This window comes from Chryseolinea lacunae (assembly GCF_016735595.1).
Taxonomy (GTDB): Bacteria; Bacteroidota; Bacteroidia; order Cytophagales; family Cyclobacteriaceae; genus Chryseolinea; species Chryseolinea lacunae.
In genome coordinates, this window is sequence record NZ_JAERRB010000005.1 from 328,510 (window position 1) to 342,316 (window position 13,807).

14 protein-coding genes are annotated in these 13,807 nt (G+C 52.6%); 8 read left to right on the forward strand and 6 right to left on the reverse strand.

What is annotated here, in order from left to right:
- The gene (locus JI741_RS16935; RefSeq protein ID WP_202011658.1) at positions 1–621 is read left to right on the forward strand and encodes a DUF2306 domain-containing protein; all 621 of its coding nucleotides are present in this window, start codon (positions 1–3) and stop codon (positions 619–621) included.
- Here JI741_RS16935 and JI741_RS16940 read toward each other — a convergent pair.
- The gene (locus JI741_RS16940; protein WP_202011660.1) at positions 599–2,959 is read right to left on the reverse strand and encodes an endonuclease MutS2; all 2,361 of its coding nucleotides are present in this window, start codon (positions 2,957–2,959) and stop codon (positions 599–601) included. The genes JI741_RS16935 and JI741_RS16940 overlap by 23 nt on opposite strands.
- Positions 2,956–3,330: a DUF4296 domain-containing protein gene (locus tag JI741_RS16945; RefSeq protein WP_202011662.1), complete on the reverse strand. Its 375-nt coding sequence runs from the start codon at positions 3,328–3,330 to the stop codon at positions 2,956–2,958. Before JI741_RS16945 ends, JI741_RS16940 begins: the two co-directional genes overlap by 4 nt.
- Positions 3,331–3,477: 147 nt before the next feature.
- On the opposite strand from JI741_RS16945, the gene JI741_RS16950 reads away from it, so the two are divergent.
- The 3 genes from JI741_RS16950 to JI741_RS16960 are packed head-to-tail and all read left to right on the forward strand — an operon-like array spanning position 3,478 to position 6,306.
- Entirely contained in the window at positions 3,478–4,356 is an 879-nt protein-coding gene (locus tag JI741_RS16950) for a DUF58 domain-containing protein (protein WP_202011664.1), read from the forward strand.
- A 5-nt stretch (positions 4,357–4,361) separates the two neighbouring features.
- Positions 4,362–5,270 carry a hypothetical protein gene (locus JI741_RS16955; RefSeq protein ID WP_202011666.1) on the forward strand — a complete coding sequence of 303 codons (909 nt, stop codon included), beginning with the start codon at positions 4,362–4,364 and terminating at the stop codon, positions 5,268–5,270.
- Positions 5,263–6,306, forward strand: coding sequence for a vWA domain-containing protein (locus JI741_RS16960; RefSeq protein ID WP_202011668.1), 1,044 nt, complete (start codon positions 5,263–5,265; stop codon positions 6,304–6,306). Before JI741_RS16955 ends, JI741_RS16960 begins: the two co-directional genes overlap by 8 nt.
- On the opposite strand, the gene JI741_RS16965 is transcribed toward JI741_RS16960, so the two are convergent.
- Both JI741_RS16965 and JI741_RS16970 read right to left on the reverse strand, forming a co-directional pair.
- Positions 6,303–6,932: a LysE family translocator gene (locus JI741_RS16965; RefSeq protein WP_202011670.1), complete on the reverse strand. Its 630-nt coding sequence runs from the start codon at positions 6,930–6,932 to the stop codon at positions 6,303–6,305. The two genes, JI741_RS16960 and JI741_RS16965, sit on opposite strands and share 4 nt — an antisense overlap.
- The gene (locus tag JI741_RS16970; protein WP_202011672.1) at positions 6,916–8,472 is read right to left on the reverse strand and encodes a GH3 family acyl-acid amido synthetase; all 1,557 of its coding nucleotides are present in this window, start codon (positions 8,470–8,472) and stop codon (positions 6,916–6,918) included. The genes JI741_RS16965 and JI741_RS16970 overlap by 17 nt, the downstream gene beginning before the upstream one ends.
- Before the next feature lie 41 nt (positions 8,473–8,513).
- On the opposite strand from JI741_RS16970, the gene JI741_RS16975 reads away from it, so the two are divergent.
- Both JI741_RS16975 and JI741_RS16980 read left to right on the forward strand, forming a co-directional pair.
- Entirely contained in the window at positions 8,514–9,188 is a 675-nt protein-coding gene (locus JI741_RS16975) for a YggS family pyridoxal phosphate-dependent enzyme (protein WP_202011674.1), read from the forward strand.
- A 3-nt stretch (positions 9,189–9,191) separates the two neighbouring features.
- Positions 9,192–9,569 (forward strand): DUF423 domain-containing protein, encoded by a 378-nt coding sequence (locus JI741_RS16980; RefSeq protein ID WP_202011676.1) that lies wholly within the window; start codon positions 9,192–9,194, stop codon positions 9,567–9,569.
- A gap of 95 nt (positions 9,570–9,664) precedes the next feature.
- On the opposite strand, the gene JI741_RS16985 is transcribed toward JI741_RS16980, so the two are convergent.
- Positions 9,665–11,488 carry an IPT/TIG domain-containing protein gene (locus tag JI741_RS16985; RefSeq protein ID WP_202011678.1) on the reverse strand — a complete coding sequence of 608 codons (1,824 nt, stop codon included), beginning with the start codon at positions 11,486–11,488 and terminating at the stop codon, positions 9,665–9,667.
- A gap of 216 nt (positions 11,489–11,704) precedes the next feature.
- Positions 11,705–12,121 (reverse strand): DUF1573 domain-containing protein, encoded by a 417-nt coding sequence (locus JI741_RS16990; protein WP_202011679.1) that lies wholly within the window; start codon positions 12,119–12,121, stop codon positions 11,705–11,707.
- A 122-nt stretch (positions 12,122–12,243) separates the two neighbouring features.
- Between JI741_RS16990 and JI741_RS16995 the strand changes: the two genes are divergently transcribed.
- Positions 12,244–12,708, forward strand: a complete 465-nt coding sequence (locus JI741_RS16995) for an NUDIX domain-containing protein (RefSeq protein WP_202011681.1) — start codon at positions 12,244–12,246, stop codon at positions 12,706–12,708.
- A 143-nt stretch (positions 12,709–12,851) separates the two neighbouring features.
- Entirely contained in the window at positions 12,852–13,739 is an 888-nt protein-coding gene (locus JI741_RS17000; protein WP_202011683.1) for a DUF3822 family protein, read from the forward strand.
- Positions 13,740–13,807 lie beyond the last annotated feature (68 nt).

Here is a 13,807-nt window from a genome sequence, read left to right on the forward strand (position 1 = left end):
ATGATGCGTTTTGTTTGGGGCTTTGCGTTGTTGCTGACGGTGCTGCTGGCCGGCAACACGCTTACGTACCTGAACTTCGATCCGCAATTTAGTTTTCTTCGCCTGAAGCAGGAGGCGATAGCCACGGGGTGGTATCTTCCCTTCTACTATTCGCACGTGCTTGTGGGCGGCATCATTCTGGTGGCCGGGCTGCTGCAATTGCATCCGTGGTCGCTTCAGAAATTCAGACCCGTGCATCGCGCCCTGGGCTATGTGTATGTGATGGGGATTTTGTTTTTTGCTGCGCCGGGGGGACTCGTCATGAGTTTCTTTATTCACCGCGGGCCTTGGGTGGAGATCAGCTTTGTGTTGCAGTGCACGCTGTGGTTTGCATTCACGGCGCTTGCCTTCGACCGCATACGCAAGAAAGATGTGGCAGCGCACAGGCGCTGGATGTTGCGCAGCTATGCCCTCACCTTTGCCGCCGTGACGTTGCGGCTTTATATTTTCGCGAGCTCGTCGCGCTTCAACCTGAACCAACCCGAAGCCTATGCCACCATTGCCTGGCTCAGCTGGGTTCCGAATCTTCTGGTGGCCGAGTTCTATATCCGACGGGCTGTCACTTCAGCACTACCACGGTGATGCCGTCGCCGCCGCGTTCAATGTGTTCGTCTTTGATGCTGGCAACTTCCTTGTATCCCTTCAGGTGATCGCGCACCACTTTGCGCAAAACGCCTTCGCCTTTGCCGTGCAGGATGCGGAGTTCGCCTTGTGCCAACAGAATGGCCGTGTCCATAAACTGATCCAGTATGCCAAGCACTTCGTCAACCCGCTTGCCACGAATGTCGAGCGTGGAGTTGAACAGTGTTCGCTTTTCGTGCACGTTGATGCCGGCGGAGCGGAGGCGGGCCACAATCTCTTTCTCCACGGCCGCTGTTATTTTTTCGAGCTTGTCGAGCTTGGTCACTGACTTCAGCAAGCCAAATTGCACGGTGGCATTCTTGCCTTGAATGGTGAGGATGATGCCGCTTCCCTCCTGCCCGATGATGCGCACGCGATCGCCTTCCTTCAAAGTTTGGACCGGCTTCGTTTCTTTCTTCGGCGCCTCCACCTGTTGCGTCAGCGACTCCAGGTTTTTTCGCACCTTGAGCGTTTCTTTTTTCTCTGCCTTGTTTTCCTTGATGTGGCGGATGGTCTTTTCGATTTCGCGGTTGGTGTTTTTCAGCAACGTGGCCGCGTCTTCTTTTGCACGGTTGATGATGTCTTTCTTTCGTGTCTCCAGGTCGGTAGACAGCGTTTGATAGCGCGACAGGGATTGTTTCAATTCAATCTCCTGCTTCTCCATGCGTTTTATCTTTTCACTCAGCTCCTGCCGTTCTTTTTCCAGCGAACGCACCATCGACTCCACGCCGGCGAGGTCTTTGCCCACCAGCTTTTCGGCCTCCTGCAAGGTGCTTTTGGGCAGACCTGTTTTGCGCGCAATCTCCAGGGCAAACGAGCTCCCGGGCTTGCCGATGTCGAGCATGTAGAGCGGCTCCAGGTGTTCGTCGTCGAAGCGCATGGCCGCGTTGCGTATGCCGGGTTGCTGCCCCGCGAAGAGTTTCAGGTTGTAGTAGTGCGTGGTGGCGAGGCCCCACACCCTGCGCTGCAGCAACGCATCCAGTATGGCTTGCGCGATGGCGCCGCCAAAGTCGGGATCCGTGCCCGAACCCAGCTCATCCATCAGCACCAGCGACTTGTCGGTGGCCGATTGAATGAACATGTTCATGTTTCGCAGGTGACTGCTATAGGTACTCAAATCATTTTCGATGGATTGCTGGTCGCCGATATCCAGAAAGATGCTTTTAAAAATTCCGGCACGCGAACGGTCCGACACGGGAATGAGCATGCCACATTGCAGCATGTATTGCAGTAGCCCCACCGTTTTCAGACACACCGACTTTCCACCCGCGTTTGGACCCGACACCAGCAGCATGCGTTGCTGTTCGTTCAGTTCCAGCGTGAGGGGCACCACATCGCGTTTTCCTTTCAGGCTCAAATACAGCAGCGGATGTTTGGCCACATACCACACCAGCTCGGGTTTGTCGGTGAGCAAGGGAAGGTCGGCGTTGATGTCGAGGGAGAATTTTGCTTTCGCGCGAACAAAATCCAGTTGTGACAAAAAGCGGTAGGCACTTTTCAGGGCCGGCAGTTGCACGCGAAACGAATCGGTAAGTTCTTTCAGGATGCGTATCACTTCGCGTTTCTCGGCGTGTTCGAGGTCGCGGATTTCGTTGTTGGCGTCCAGCAGCTCGGCGGGTTCCATAAACACGGTCTGGCCCGTGGCCGACTCGTCGAGGATGAAGCCTTTGAGGCGGCGTTTGTGTTCGGCTTGTATGGGAATGACCAACCGGCCATCGCGAATGGTGGGCAGCGCGCCGTCGGGCACCCAGCTTTCGCTCACGGCGTTGCGATAGATCTGGTCGGCCAGTTTGCGCAGGCGACCTTGTTCGTCGCGCAGCTTCTTGCGCACCCGGCCCAGTTCTACGCTGGCCGAATCGCGCACCATGGCTTTGTCGTCTATTTTGGTGGTGATGTTCTGCACGAGCGAGGCCGTCACCGTCACGGGCTCCGTCATGCGGAAAAGCTCGGGATAGACCTCGGCATTCTTCACCAGAAAATTCTTGCAGGCAATGATGGTCTCGAGCGAATAGGCCAGTTGCAGAAATTCGTCGGCCTCCAGCCAATTGCCTTCCAGGGCAATCTTCTGAATCCAGTCGGAGGCGTCCAGGAAGTGTTGGGAGGGAAACGTTTCGCCTTTTTCCAGTATCTGCCGGAACTCCAGGTTTTGCTTCAGCAACACGCGGATAAAATCGTGCTCGCTGCTGAAACGCATACGGTCTACCCAGTCTTCGCCGGCGGGCGAATGACAGTAGGCTTTCAATTTTTGACGAATCTGGTTAAAGCCCAGTTTTTCTTCGAACGAATCGGGATAAATCATTGTGGATGCTGACCGGAAAGAATACGCTGCTCCCGCAAATTCAGGGAGTCTACCAATTGGGAATAGATGCCCTCGATGACACCGGGACGATCGACATAGTAGTCAAGTGAAACCCGGAACGAGGAATCGGTCACGCCGTTCTTTTCAAACACTTTGTCTTTCAATTTTGCAAAAATCTGTTCGCTGGTGTCGCGCTTCAGGGCGAGGGCATTCACCTTTTGCTCCACTACGTAAAGATCGGACAGAACGTTCACCACCTTGTCCTGGGGGAGCAAATTCTGGGGTGCCTTTTCCTTTCCACACGAAAATGCCAGGACTGCCACCAGCAGAACGAGCCCTGTGCAGACGGGGGCAATCATCGGACCTTTCACAGATTTTCTCAACCTATATTCAATTTTGGGTGCGGCAAAATACTCATAATTGTTCTATTTTTGGCCAATTCCCTAGTGGTTAGGGTATGGAGAACGTCGGAAAGTGGTTGCTTTCCGGGTCTTTTCAAACAAATACAATACCAGCCGGTGAAAGCGCTTTTAAAAAAGTTACGTCGCTACGAGATCCAGATCCGCAAGGCTATCAACAGCCAGATGCAGGGTGACTTTCACTCTGTGTTCAAAGGATCGGGTCTGGAGTTTGACGATGTGCGCCCCTACCAATATGGCGACGATGTGCGCATCATCGACTGGAACGTGACGGCCAAAGGGCACGGCACCTTTGTGAAAACATTCCGCGAGGAAAAAGAGCAAACTGTGTTCTTCATCCTCGACGTGAGCGCTTCCGAAGACATCGGCAGTCCCGGCGCCACCAAGGCCGACATCGGCAAAGAAATTTGTGGCGTGCTGGCCCTGTCGGCATCCAAAGAATCAGGACACGTGGGCCTGATTTGTTTTTCGGATGTGAAGGAAAAATACATGAAGCCCAACAAAGGGCCTTCGCAGGCCTATGAAATCATCAGCACCCTGGCCAAGCTGAAACCTCAGTCGCTGAAAACAAATCTCTCCAAAGCCCTGGCCTTTGCGCTCAACGCCATCCGCCGCCGCAGCGTGGTGATTCTCATCTCCGACTTTATAGACGAAGGATACTCCAACAACCTGAAAGCGCTGGCCCGCCGGCACGACCTGGTGGTTATTCACATCAGCGACAAACGCGAAACACGCTTGCCCAAGCTGGGCATCATTCCCGTGATCGACAAGGAAACGCAAAAGACGTTGTGGATCAACACGTCGTTTGGCGACTTCCGCGAAAAGATCAGCAAGGGCCACGACCAGCGAAAAGCGGAGCTTCAAAAATTCAGTCGCAAACACGAGATCAATTTTATATCGCTCGATACAGACGAAGACTATGTGCCCAAGTTGCTGAGGTTATTCAAAGTGCGGAACAAATCGTTAAAAACTTCGTGACGGCAATGAATCTGAGGCGCAGGCTTTACGGCATACTTTTACTTTTTCTCTGCACCCTGGGCACCACCCAAGCGCAGGACGTGACGGTGCACAGCGGATTTTTTCTAGACAGCGTGCGCGTGGGAGATGTGTCGGGCTATTACCTTACCGCCCGCTATCCACGCAGCCTCACCGTGCTCTTCCCCGACTCGGCCTACAACTTTGCACCCTTCGAATTCGAGCGCAAAAAATATTTCACCACGCAAACCCACGACGGCAAAAGCTATGACAGTGTGGTGTATTATGTGTCGACCTTCGAGATCGACCGCATCCAGACCTTAAGCCTTCCGGTATTTCAACTGAACCCACGCGACTGCACCGTCTACGAATCGCCGATAGACACTATCCTGTTTACTGCGCTGGTGCCAAATTTGCCCGACACCGTGTCTATTGAAAAGCTGCCGCTCAAGGTTTCCATTGCTCACCAGGATGTGCCGTCGGAGTTTAACTACCCGGTGCTGTTTATTGTGTTGGGTGCACTGGTGGTGCTGGGCATTGTGGGATGGTTTGTTTTTGGCAAGCGTATTCGTCGTCACTATCGCCTGAAGCGACTGCAGGCCTCACATCAGAAGTTTATGGAAGCCTACACGGCAAACGTGGAGTCTATACGCAGCACGTTCTCAGTGCCAGTCACGGAGCAGGCGCTATCGCAATGGAAAAAGTATATGGAACAGCTGGAGTCGCGTCCGTTCACCAAGCTCACGGCCAAAGAAATTGCGCGCATGGAGAAAGACGACTCGCTGGGGAAAATTCTGCATGCCGTAGACGGTGCCATCTATGGACACGACACCACGGTGGTTGATTCGCTGGAGAATCTGAAACAGATTGCCGGCCAACACTTTTCTAAAAAACTGGAGGAGGTGAAGCATGGATAATTTCGCAGCACCGTGGTATTCGTTGGACTGGTTCAGCCTGTCGTCTTTCAAGGCCTATACGTGGGATAATCCTTCGTTTCTTTATGCCCTGGTGGCGGTGCCGTTTTTGTTTTTGTTCCGCTGGCTGTGGCGCTATCGTTTCAACCAGAAGCTGCCGGTGGCAGTGACGCAGAAAGACCTGCGCGTTTCTCCGCTCACGCTCATCCGTTTGTTGCCCGAATTTTTCCTGATGCTGGCGCTGGCGTTGATTGTTGTGGCTCTGGCACGACCCCAGAAGTCGAACGAGAAAGTGGAGCAGTGGACCGAAGGGATCGACATCATGATCGGCCTTGACATTTCGCAGTCGATGAAAATTGAAGACTTTTCTCCAGACCGACTGGAAGCAGCAAAAGGCGTGGCCCGCGATTTCATTAGCGGCCGTGTGCAGGATCGCATTGGCATCGTGGTGTTTTCGGGCGATGCATTTTCGCTTGCGCCGCTCACCACCGACTACGACTTATTAAAATCCTACCTGAACGAAATCAGCTTCGAGATGATTGAGAACCGTGGCACCGCCATTGGCAGCGCGCTCGCCGTGGTGACCAACCGCATGAGCGAATCGGAATCAAAATCGAAAGTGTGTATCCTGTTGAGCGACGGCGACAACAACGGCGGCAACATCGACCCCATCACGGCCGCAGAACTCGCGGCTGCCTATGGCATCAAGATCTACACCATTGTGGTGGGCAAGGAAGGCCAGGTGCCCTATGGCAAAGACTTCTTCGGACGCCCCATGATGATCGACAACACCGTGGACGAAACCACCATGCGCCGCATTGCCAAGATTGGCGGCGGAGAATTTTTCAGGGCCACCGACAACAAGGCACTGAGCCAGGTGTTTGCCCGCATCGATCAATTTGAAAAAGCAGAGATCAAGGAAACGCGTTTCAAAGACACTACCGACTATTACTTCATCTACCTGCAGTGGGCCATCGGCTTCTTTTTGCTATGGCTCCTCATGAAGTCCACCTTCCTCAGCAACGTGCTGCAGGATTAGTGCGGAATGTTGTCAGGGAAAAAGATCAGCCTTCCGGCAAACACAATCAACACAATGCCCAACACGATGTTCATGATCCGGATGAAGCGCGGCGTGATGAGCGCGCGGAGTTTGTCGGCAAGTTTGGCTTTGATAAGGTCGGTAGAAAACACCGTGCCCACAATGGAACCAAAGAACACAAACGCTTCGTCTATGGACGTGTAGCCCAAACGGGTTGTGGCCACGCCTACGGTGGCGATCCAGAAGAACAGCACCATGGGACTGAGGCCGTTGATAAAAAATCCTTTCAGGGCAAGGCGAAGCCAGTTGCGTTCCTGAATGTTTTTCGGATCGAAGGCAACAAGCTTGCGGCTTTTCACAAAGAGGTAGTAGACGCCAAACCCCAGCAACACCAGCCCTCCGCCATAAGCCAGGTAGTGACGAAAGCTTTCGGCCTGCATGAACTGAATTAACCCAAAGTAGGAAACGAAAATATAGAGCGCGTCGCTGCACGAGATGCCGACGGCTACCCAGAAGCCACTCCAGAACCCACGCTCGATGCTGGTTTGGAGCAAGGCAAAAAACACCGGCCCAATGAGGAAGGCCAGTACTATGCCAGACAGCACACCGTCACGAACGATTCCCATTCGAATGCTGTTGAAGGAAATTTTTCCAATCGTCTAACTGGGCGTTTTTCATTACCCGTGGAAATTTGTTCTGACCGCCAACTTTTCCCTTCGACTCCATCCAATCATAAAATGTTTTCAACGGCAGCACGTCCACAAATATTTCCTTCAAGGCTGCGCTGCGCTCCACGGCATAGTCGTCGTTGAGGGCCTTGAGGTGTTCGTCAATTTTTTCTTTCAGAAGTTTCTTATCCACCTTTTCGTCGGTGCCCACAAACCAGTGGTGTGCAAACAACGAATCGTGTGGAATGCCTGCCACGGTGAACTCGGGGATGTTTACGTTGAAATCGTTAGACACCAGCTCGATCGCTTTGTTCATGTTGTCCACCGACAAGTGTTCGCCGCAAAGGCTGAGAAAATGTTTGGTGCGACCGGTGATGACAATTTCAGCTTCTTCGAGCGACGTGAACTTGATGACGTCGCCGATGATGTAGCGCCACGCGCCCGCACACGACGACAGCAGTATGGCGTAGTCTTTTCCTTCTTCCACTTCATCGATCATGAACGACTCGGCGTCGGGGTTCACTTCGCCGTTGGCGTCGAAGTTCTTTTCATCGAACGGTATAAATTCGTAGAAGATGCCATTGTTGAGTACCAGGCGCATGGTGCGTCGGTTGGGATAGGCCTGAAAAGCGATGAAGCCCTCGGAAGCAAGATACGTTTCGATGTAGCTGATGGGACGGCCCAGCAGTTTTTCAAATCCCTTGCGATAAGGATCGAACGACACGCCACCGTGCACATACACTTCGAGGTTGGGCCAAATTTCGTGGATGTTTTTGAGACCGTGATAGCTGATGATTTTTTCCATCAGGATTTGTATCCATGCGGGCACCCCCACCACCACGCCAATGTCCCAGCCGCTGGCCTTGCGTGCTATCTCATCGAGCTTCGCATCCCAGTTGCGTGTCTTCGCGATTTTTTTTCCGGGCTTGTAGAAATGTTGAAACCAGAAGGGCAGACGCGCGGCCTGTATGCCGCTGAGGTCGCCTTCGAAGTAGCTGCCGCGTTTGTTCAAGTGTGTGCTGCCCCCGAGCATGAGAATGCCCGACTGAAAAATTTCAGGTTCGAGATCGTATTTGGAAAGCGACAGAATCTGACGGATGCTCGTCTTCTGTATCGCCTTGGTCATGTCTTTGGTGACGGGAATATATTTCGACGAGGCTTCGGATGTTCCGGAGCTGAGCGCAAAATATTTTATTCTTCCGGGCCAGCACACATTGGTTGCTCCCTGCAAGGCAAGCGTCCACCACTCCGCGTGAATTTTGTTGTAGGTATGAATGGGGATTTGTTTCTTGAAGCGTTTGTAGAATTCTTTGTCGCCTTTGCGAAACCCTTGCAGCACGTCGGCAAAACTGTAGTGTTTTCCAAATTCCGTTTGACTGGCGGTCATAAGCAATTCCTTCAGCTCTTTTTTTTGCAGATCGAAGGGAGAGGTATATTCCTGCTCCATCATTTCGCGGAGCCGGATCCCTTTTTTCAGCAATGTTCCGAGGAGTGCCATATTTGCGTTAGCTTTGGTGGATTGAAGGGCTAAAAATAGGCATGAATATTAAGAATAACATAAACAATTTTCGCCAAAACTTACCTGCGGGATGCGAACTGGTGGCGGTGAGCAAAACCAAACCCATCGAAGCCATTAAAGAGGCCTATGCCGCAGGCCAGCGTGTGTTTGGCGAAAACAAGGTGCAGGAACTTGTGCCCAAGCACGAAGCCTTACCCAAAGACATTGCCTGGCACATGATTGGGCACCTGCAATCCAACAAGGTGAAATACATTGCGCCGTTTGTGTCGCTCATCCATTCGGTAGACAGTGCCAAATTGCTGGAAGAAATCAATAAGCAAGCAGCCAAAGTCAACCGCATCATCCCCTGCCTCCTGCAACTACACATTGCCGAAGAGGAAACAAAATTTGGTTTTTCGGAAGACGACGTACAAAAACTTTTTCAATCGCCCGAATTTCAAAACCTTCAGCACATCGAAGTGCGCGGACTCATGGGCATGGCCACCCTCACCACCGATGAAGCACAGATTCGCAAAGAATTTCACGGACTGAGAATGTTTTTCAATACCCTGAAATCATTGCCGCTTCCACCACAGGTCACGATGGAAGAATTGTCGATGGGCATGAGCAGCGACTATAAAATTGCCGCCGAAGAGGGCAGCACACTCATCCGCGTGGGAAGTGCTATTTTTGGCGAACGAACCTATCAACACTAACACATGAATCAACGCAACACGCTTTTGACCGCCGCCGTGCTGGGCTTCGTGGCCGTGGCCATCGGTGCCTTTGGTGCCCACGCCTTTAAACCAACCTTGATCGCCACGGGACGGCTGGACACATACGAACTGGCCGTGCGCTATCAATTCTACCACACCTTCGCGCTGTTGGCGGTGGGCATGCTGATGAGCCATTTCGATTCGAAAAAATTATACTGGGCATCGCTGTTTTTCTTTTTAGGGATTCTGCTTTTCTGCGGAAGCCTCTACGTGCTGTGCATGACCGGCATCGGCGTGCTGGGCGCGGTGACACCCCTGGGTGGCGTGCTGTTTCTATTGGGATGGGCGTTTCTTTTGCTGGGTGTCGCGAAGCGCAAGTAAAAATTCCGATGTTCATAAAAAAAGCCAGCTCCTGAGAGATGGCTTTTTTCATTTACAGTGTTCGATGAACCTGCCTGTCTATCGCAACATCCAAATCATTCAAAACTGATTTTCCGAATGCGACTGTTTCTGTAGTCGGCAACATACAACGCACCACTGGCATCGACGACGATGCCCGTTGGAAAGCTGAACCGCGCCTCGCTCCCGTTGCCATCGGCATAGCCTTCTGTTGTGCTGCCCGCAATGGTGGTGACCACGCCGTTACTGATTTTTCGGATACAATTATTGTCGGTGTCGGCCACATAAATGTTTCCGGCGGCGTCTACGGCAACACCGCGTGACTTGTTAAATTTTGCTTCGGTCGCCACACCATCCTGATAGCCATACGCACCACTGCCCGCCACCGTGGTGACCAGACCACCGGGTGTGATTTTGCGAATGTGCGCACCACCAAAGTCTGACGTATACAAATTGTTATCGGCGTCGATGGCGAGGGTTACCGGGCCGCTAAACATGGCGTTGCTTCCCTGGCCATCGGCATAGTTGGCTGTTCCGTTGCCGGCGAGTGTGGTCACGTTGCCCGCTACGATTTTTCGAATGCGGTGGTTCCCTTCGTCGGCCACATACACCGTGTTGTCGGATGCCACGGCAATGCCCGAGGGAAGACTGAACCGCGCATCGGCCGACGCGCCGTCGGCAAAACCTGGCATGCCGTTGCCCGCGAGGGTAAGCACGTTTCCAGTTGGCTGCACTTCGCGAATCCTGAGGTTAAGATAATCGGCCACCAGCAAATTCCCCTGACGATCGACTTTCACTTCGCGGAGCTGATAGAATTTGGCCGCAGTGCCTTGTCCTTCGGCATAGCCATTGGTGCTTCCGGCAATGGTGGTGACCTGTCCGGCTGTGGAGATCTTCCGAATGCGTGACGATGCAAACTCAGACACGATAATATTTCCATCGCCGTCGATCGCGAGGCCATGTGGCCCATCGAAACTTGCCATTGCATTCACACCGTCGATGCTGGCCGCCATGCCACTGCCGGCCAGCGTGCTCACCACGGCGGTGTAGTCGTAGGTGAACACCGGCCCTTCTGCCGTCTGTGTTCCGCGTGTTACTTTCACCACGCCGGTGGCCGCACCAACAGGCACTTGTGCCTTCAACGTTGTGGCTGTGGCCAGCGTCACTTCCGCGGGCTTGCCATTGAACGTGACGATATTTTCTCCGGCGTTGGTGCCGAAGCCTGTGCCGATGATGGTCACTTCCGTTTCTTTCGGACCTCTTGTAGGACTAATGCTGCTCACGACCACCGGCGTTTCGGTTACGGTGAATACCGGACCTGTGATAACCGAACCGTTCACGGTGACCACTACCACGCCGGTCGTAGCCAATGCGGGCACAGTCACCACCAGCTCTGTGTCATACGCGCTGACGATGTCGGCGGCGACACCATTGAACGTCACAGCGAGATTTGTGGCAATGCTCCCAAACGATGTGCCCTTGATTCGTATTTGTGTGCCAACCGGCCCTTGTGAAGGGTTGAGCGATGTGATGGCAGCGGGTGTACTCTTTTTTGTTACAGTGAAAACCGGTCCGGTCACTTTTGTGCCATTCACGGTGACGGCGACCGGTCCTGTTGTGGCAAGGTCGGGCACCGTAACCACGAGCAGCACATCGGTTGTGCTTTTAATTGTTGCCTTCACGCCATTAAACGTCACGGCGAGGCTAGACGGCGTAGTTCCAAAGCCCACGCCTTGCACACTCACTTCTGTTCCCACGGGGCCTTCGGAAGGCATCAGTGTGCTGACCACCGGCAGAATAGGAGCCGTGCCTTCATCACTATGACACGCATAGAACACCATTGCCATGCATGCCACAAGCATCACGGTCGCATGCTTCACTCTCACGTTTTCATTTTTCATATCAGAAAGATTTATGTTTCGGCAAACCTAGGCCGCCACACTGCAACCACGTTTCAGTTCCTCTTTCTGTCAGAAATTTGAATGCGATCATCTACACAACCCGACCGATAGTGCCGTGAAAAAAAATGACATAAAAAAAACCGTTCTCGTGAGGAGAACGGTTTTTATGCTTTTACACTTCCGTCGCGACGATGCGCGCAGAAAAGCAGGGAATGCTTATTGAGGTGTTACTTTCTTCTCCAACACGTTGGTGGTGAAAGAAACCTGGGCACCATCGGCATTCACGGCGTTCGATACGATCGTGACAACCTTGTTTTGTTTGCCCATTTTACCCGCGCTGTTGAACGCGATGGTCACTTCGCCTTTGCCACCGGGTGCGATAGGATCGCGGGGCCATCCCTTAGGAGTGGTGCATCCGCAAGTCACTTGCACGTTGGTGATGATGAGGGGTTCGGTGCCGGTATTGGCGAACTTGAACACTTCTTCCACTTTATCGCCTTGAACGATGTCGCCAAAATCATGCGTTTTCTTTTCAAACGTGATCACAGCGCCAGCCGCTTTGGGCGTGCTGGTTTGCGCAAAACCTTGTGCTGCCAGGGCCAGCAAAACGATCAGAAACAAATTCTTCTTCATACCTAATTATTTTTTTCAAATTTAAAACCTTCATTCAACAATTCTGCCAGAATATAGAAATTTCTACCGAAAATCCAGCGACTTTGTCTTCCATATCACTTCCTTCACCTGAGTAACCGTTCATGGATCAAAAAATCACGGAAATGTATGGCCACAAAGTTCGCGTGCGGGCCTGCGGGCTGTTGTGGGAGGGCGATAAGTTGCTGATGGTCAATCACAAGTTGCTACGCGACGGCGACTTCTGGGCACCTCCGGGCGGAGGTGTGGAGCCTGGTGAAACGCTGGAGGAGGCTGTGAAGCGTGAATTCCGGGAAGAAACCGGTCTGCTGGTGAACGTGGCCGGGTTCCGGTTTGGCTGTGAGTTCATTCAGACACCACTACACGCCATCGAGCTGTTCTTCGACGTGACGCGCGCCGATGGCACGCTCAACGCCGGCCACGATCCCGAACTTCAGCTCATCGCCGACGTGGCCTTCCTGTCGTCCGACCAAGTTCAGCGACTTCCCCGCGAAGCCCTGCATGGAATCGTCACCCTTCGTCAGCCCTTGGAAGCCCTGCGCCAGTTGTCGGGGTTTTACCGTATTTAATTGGTATTCCGCAAATTCCGTCTTGTGATTTCCCCTATAAAATAATTATTATTGCACACGTGAACCCTAACGTAGAAGCTAAACGGCATTGCTGACGGCGCTTTCCTTGGGGGTTTACAAATCGGCTTAACCCGGGAAAAACTTTGGAGACCACGGCGCTTACCTACAAACTGATACGCAAAGTAAAAGACGATTTGTTCGATGAGGAATTCATCCACCACTATCATCTGCTGATCAACATCGGTGCGCGCGACTTCCAGCTTTCCGTCATCAAACCCGACGACGAGAAAGTGCTCCTCCTCGAAGATTTTGTTTTGCCCAGCCTCACCTCCAACGAAGAGCTCATCAACATACTCGACCACCTCTTCGACTCGCATGCGTTGTTGAAAGCGGGCTTCTGGAAAAAGATCAAAGTTTCTGTCAAGAATACCAAGTTTGTGCAAGTGCCGCAGGCGTTGTTTGCCGAAGCGTCTATTGCCGACTATCTGAAATTTAACGCGCACTTCGATCCCGCGAAAGAAGATATACTTGCCTCGGTGAACGAGCGCTCGGAGGCGGTTACCGTGTTTGCCATGAGCAGCGACCTGAGAAGCTGGCTCAACGGCATGTATCCCAACAACCCGCCCACGTTCACACACCAGTCGGCCGCGCTCATTGAGGGCATCATGCAGTTTGCCGAAAAACGTAAAGACAGTCCGCTGTTCATCTACGTCGATCGTTTCAAGTTGCACATCGTGGCGTGTCGCGACAAAAAGCTGTTGTACTACAATCAGTTTGCCATCAAGCAATTTTCAGACTACATCAAATACATCATGCTGGTGATGAAGTCGCTGAACATGGATCAGCAAACCAGCCAGGTGATTTTGTGGGGATATATCGGCAAGAACTCGCCACACTATCATGAGTTCTACAAATACATCAACAACGTATCGTTTGGTGGCGAACCCGATGATCTCAACTTCGGCTATGCATTTGACGAAGTGCCCGAACATCACTACTTCGATCTGTACAGCATCCACCTGATAGATTAACCATTCCTTTTCAGCCGGCTGAAAAGGAACCGCGAATACATCTCCGACATCTTTAACGCGCACGTGCT

What these genes read in the sequence shown, in the direction of transcription:
- JI741_RS16985 (WP_202011678.1), bottom strand. Translation starts at nt 11,488, where the DNA reads ATGAAAAATGAAAACGTGAGAGTGAAGCATGCGACCGTGATGCTTGTG.
- JI741_RS16990 (WP_202011679.1), bottom strand. Translation starts at nt 12,121, where the DNA reads ATGAAGAAGAATTTGTTTCTGATCGTTTTGCTGGCCCTGGCAGCACAA.
- JI741_RS16975 (WP_202011674.1), top strand. Translation starts at nt 8,514, where the DNA reads ATGAATATTAAGAATAACATAAACAATTTTCGCCAAAACTTACCTGCG.
- JI741_RS16980 (WP_202011676.1), top strand. Translation starts at nt 9,192, where the DNA reads ATGAATCAACGCAACACGCTTTTGACCGCCGCCGTGCTGGGCTTCGTG.
- JI741_RS16995 (WP_202011681.1), top strand. Translation starts at nt 12,244, where the DNA reads ATGGATCAAAAAATCACGGAAATGTATGGCCACAAAGTTCGCGTGCGG.
- JI741_RS16955 (WP_202011666.1), top strand. Translation starts at nt 4,362, where the DNA reads ATGAATCTGAGGCGCAGGCTTTACGGCATACTTTTACTTTTTCTCTGC.
- JI741_RS16935 (WP_202011658.1), top strand. Translation starts at nt 1, where the DNA reads ATGATGCGTTTTGTTTGGGGCTTTGCGTTGTTGCTGACGGTGCTGCTG.
- JI741_RS16970 (WP_202011672.1), bottom strand. Translation starts at nt 8,472, where the DNA reads ATGGCACTCCTCGGAACATTGCTGAAAAAAGGGATCCGGCTCCGCGAA.
- JI741_RS16965 (WP_202011670.1), bottom strand. Translation starts at nt 6,932, where the DNA reads ATGGGAATCGTTCGTGACGGTGTGCTGTCTGGCATAGTACTGGCCTTC.
- JI741_RS16940 (WP_202011660.1), bottom strand. Translation starts at nt 2,959, where the DNA reads ATGATTTATCCCGATTCGTTCGAAGAAAAACTGGGCTTTAACCAGATT.
- JI741_RS16960 (WP_202011668.1), top strand. Translation starts at nt 5,263, where the DNA reads ATGGATAATTTCGCAGCACCGTGGTATTCGTTGGACTGGTTCAGCCTG.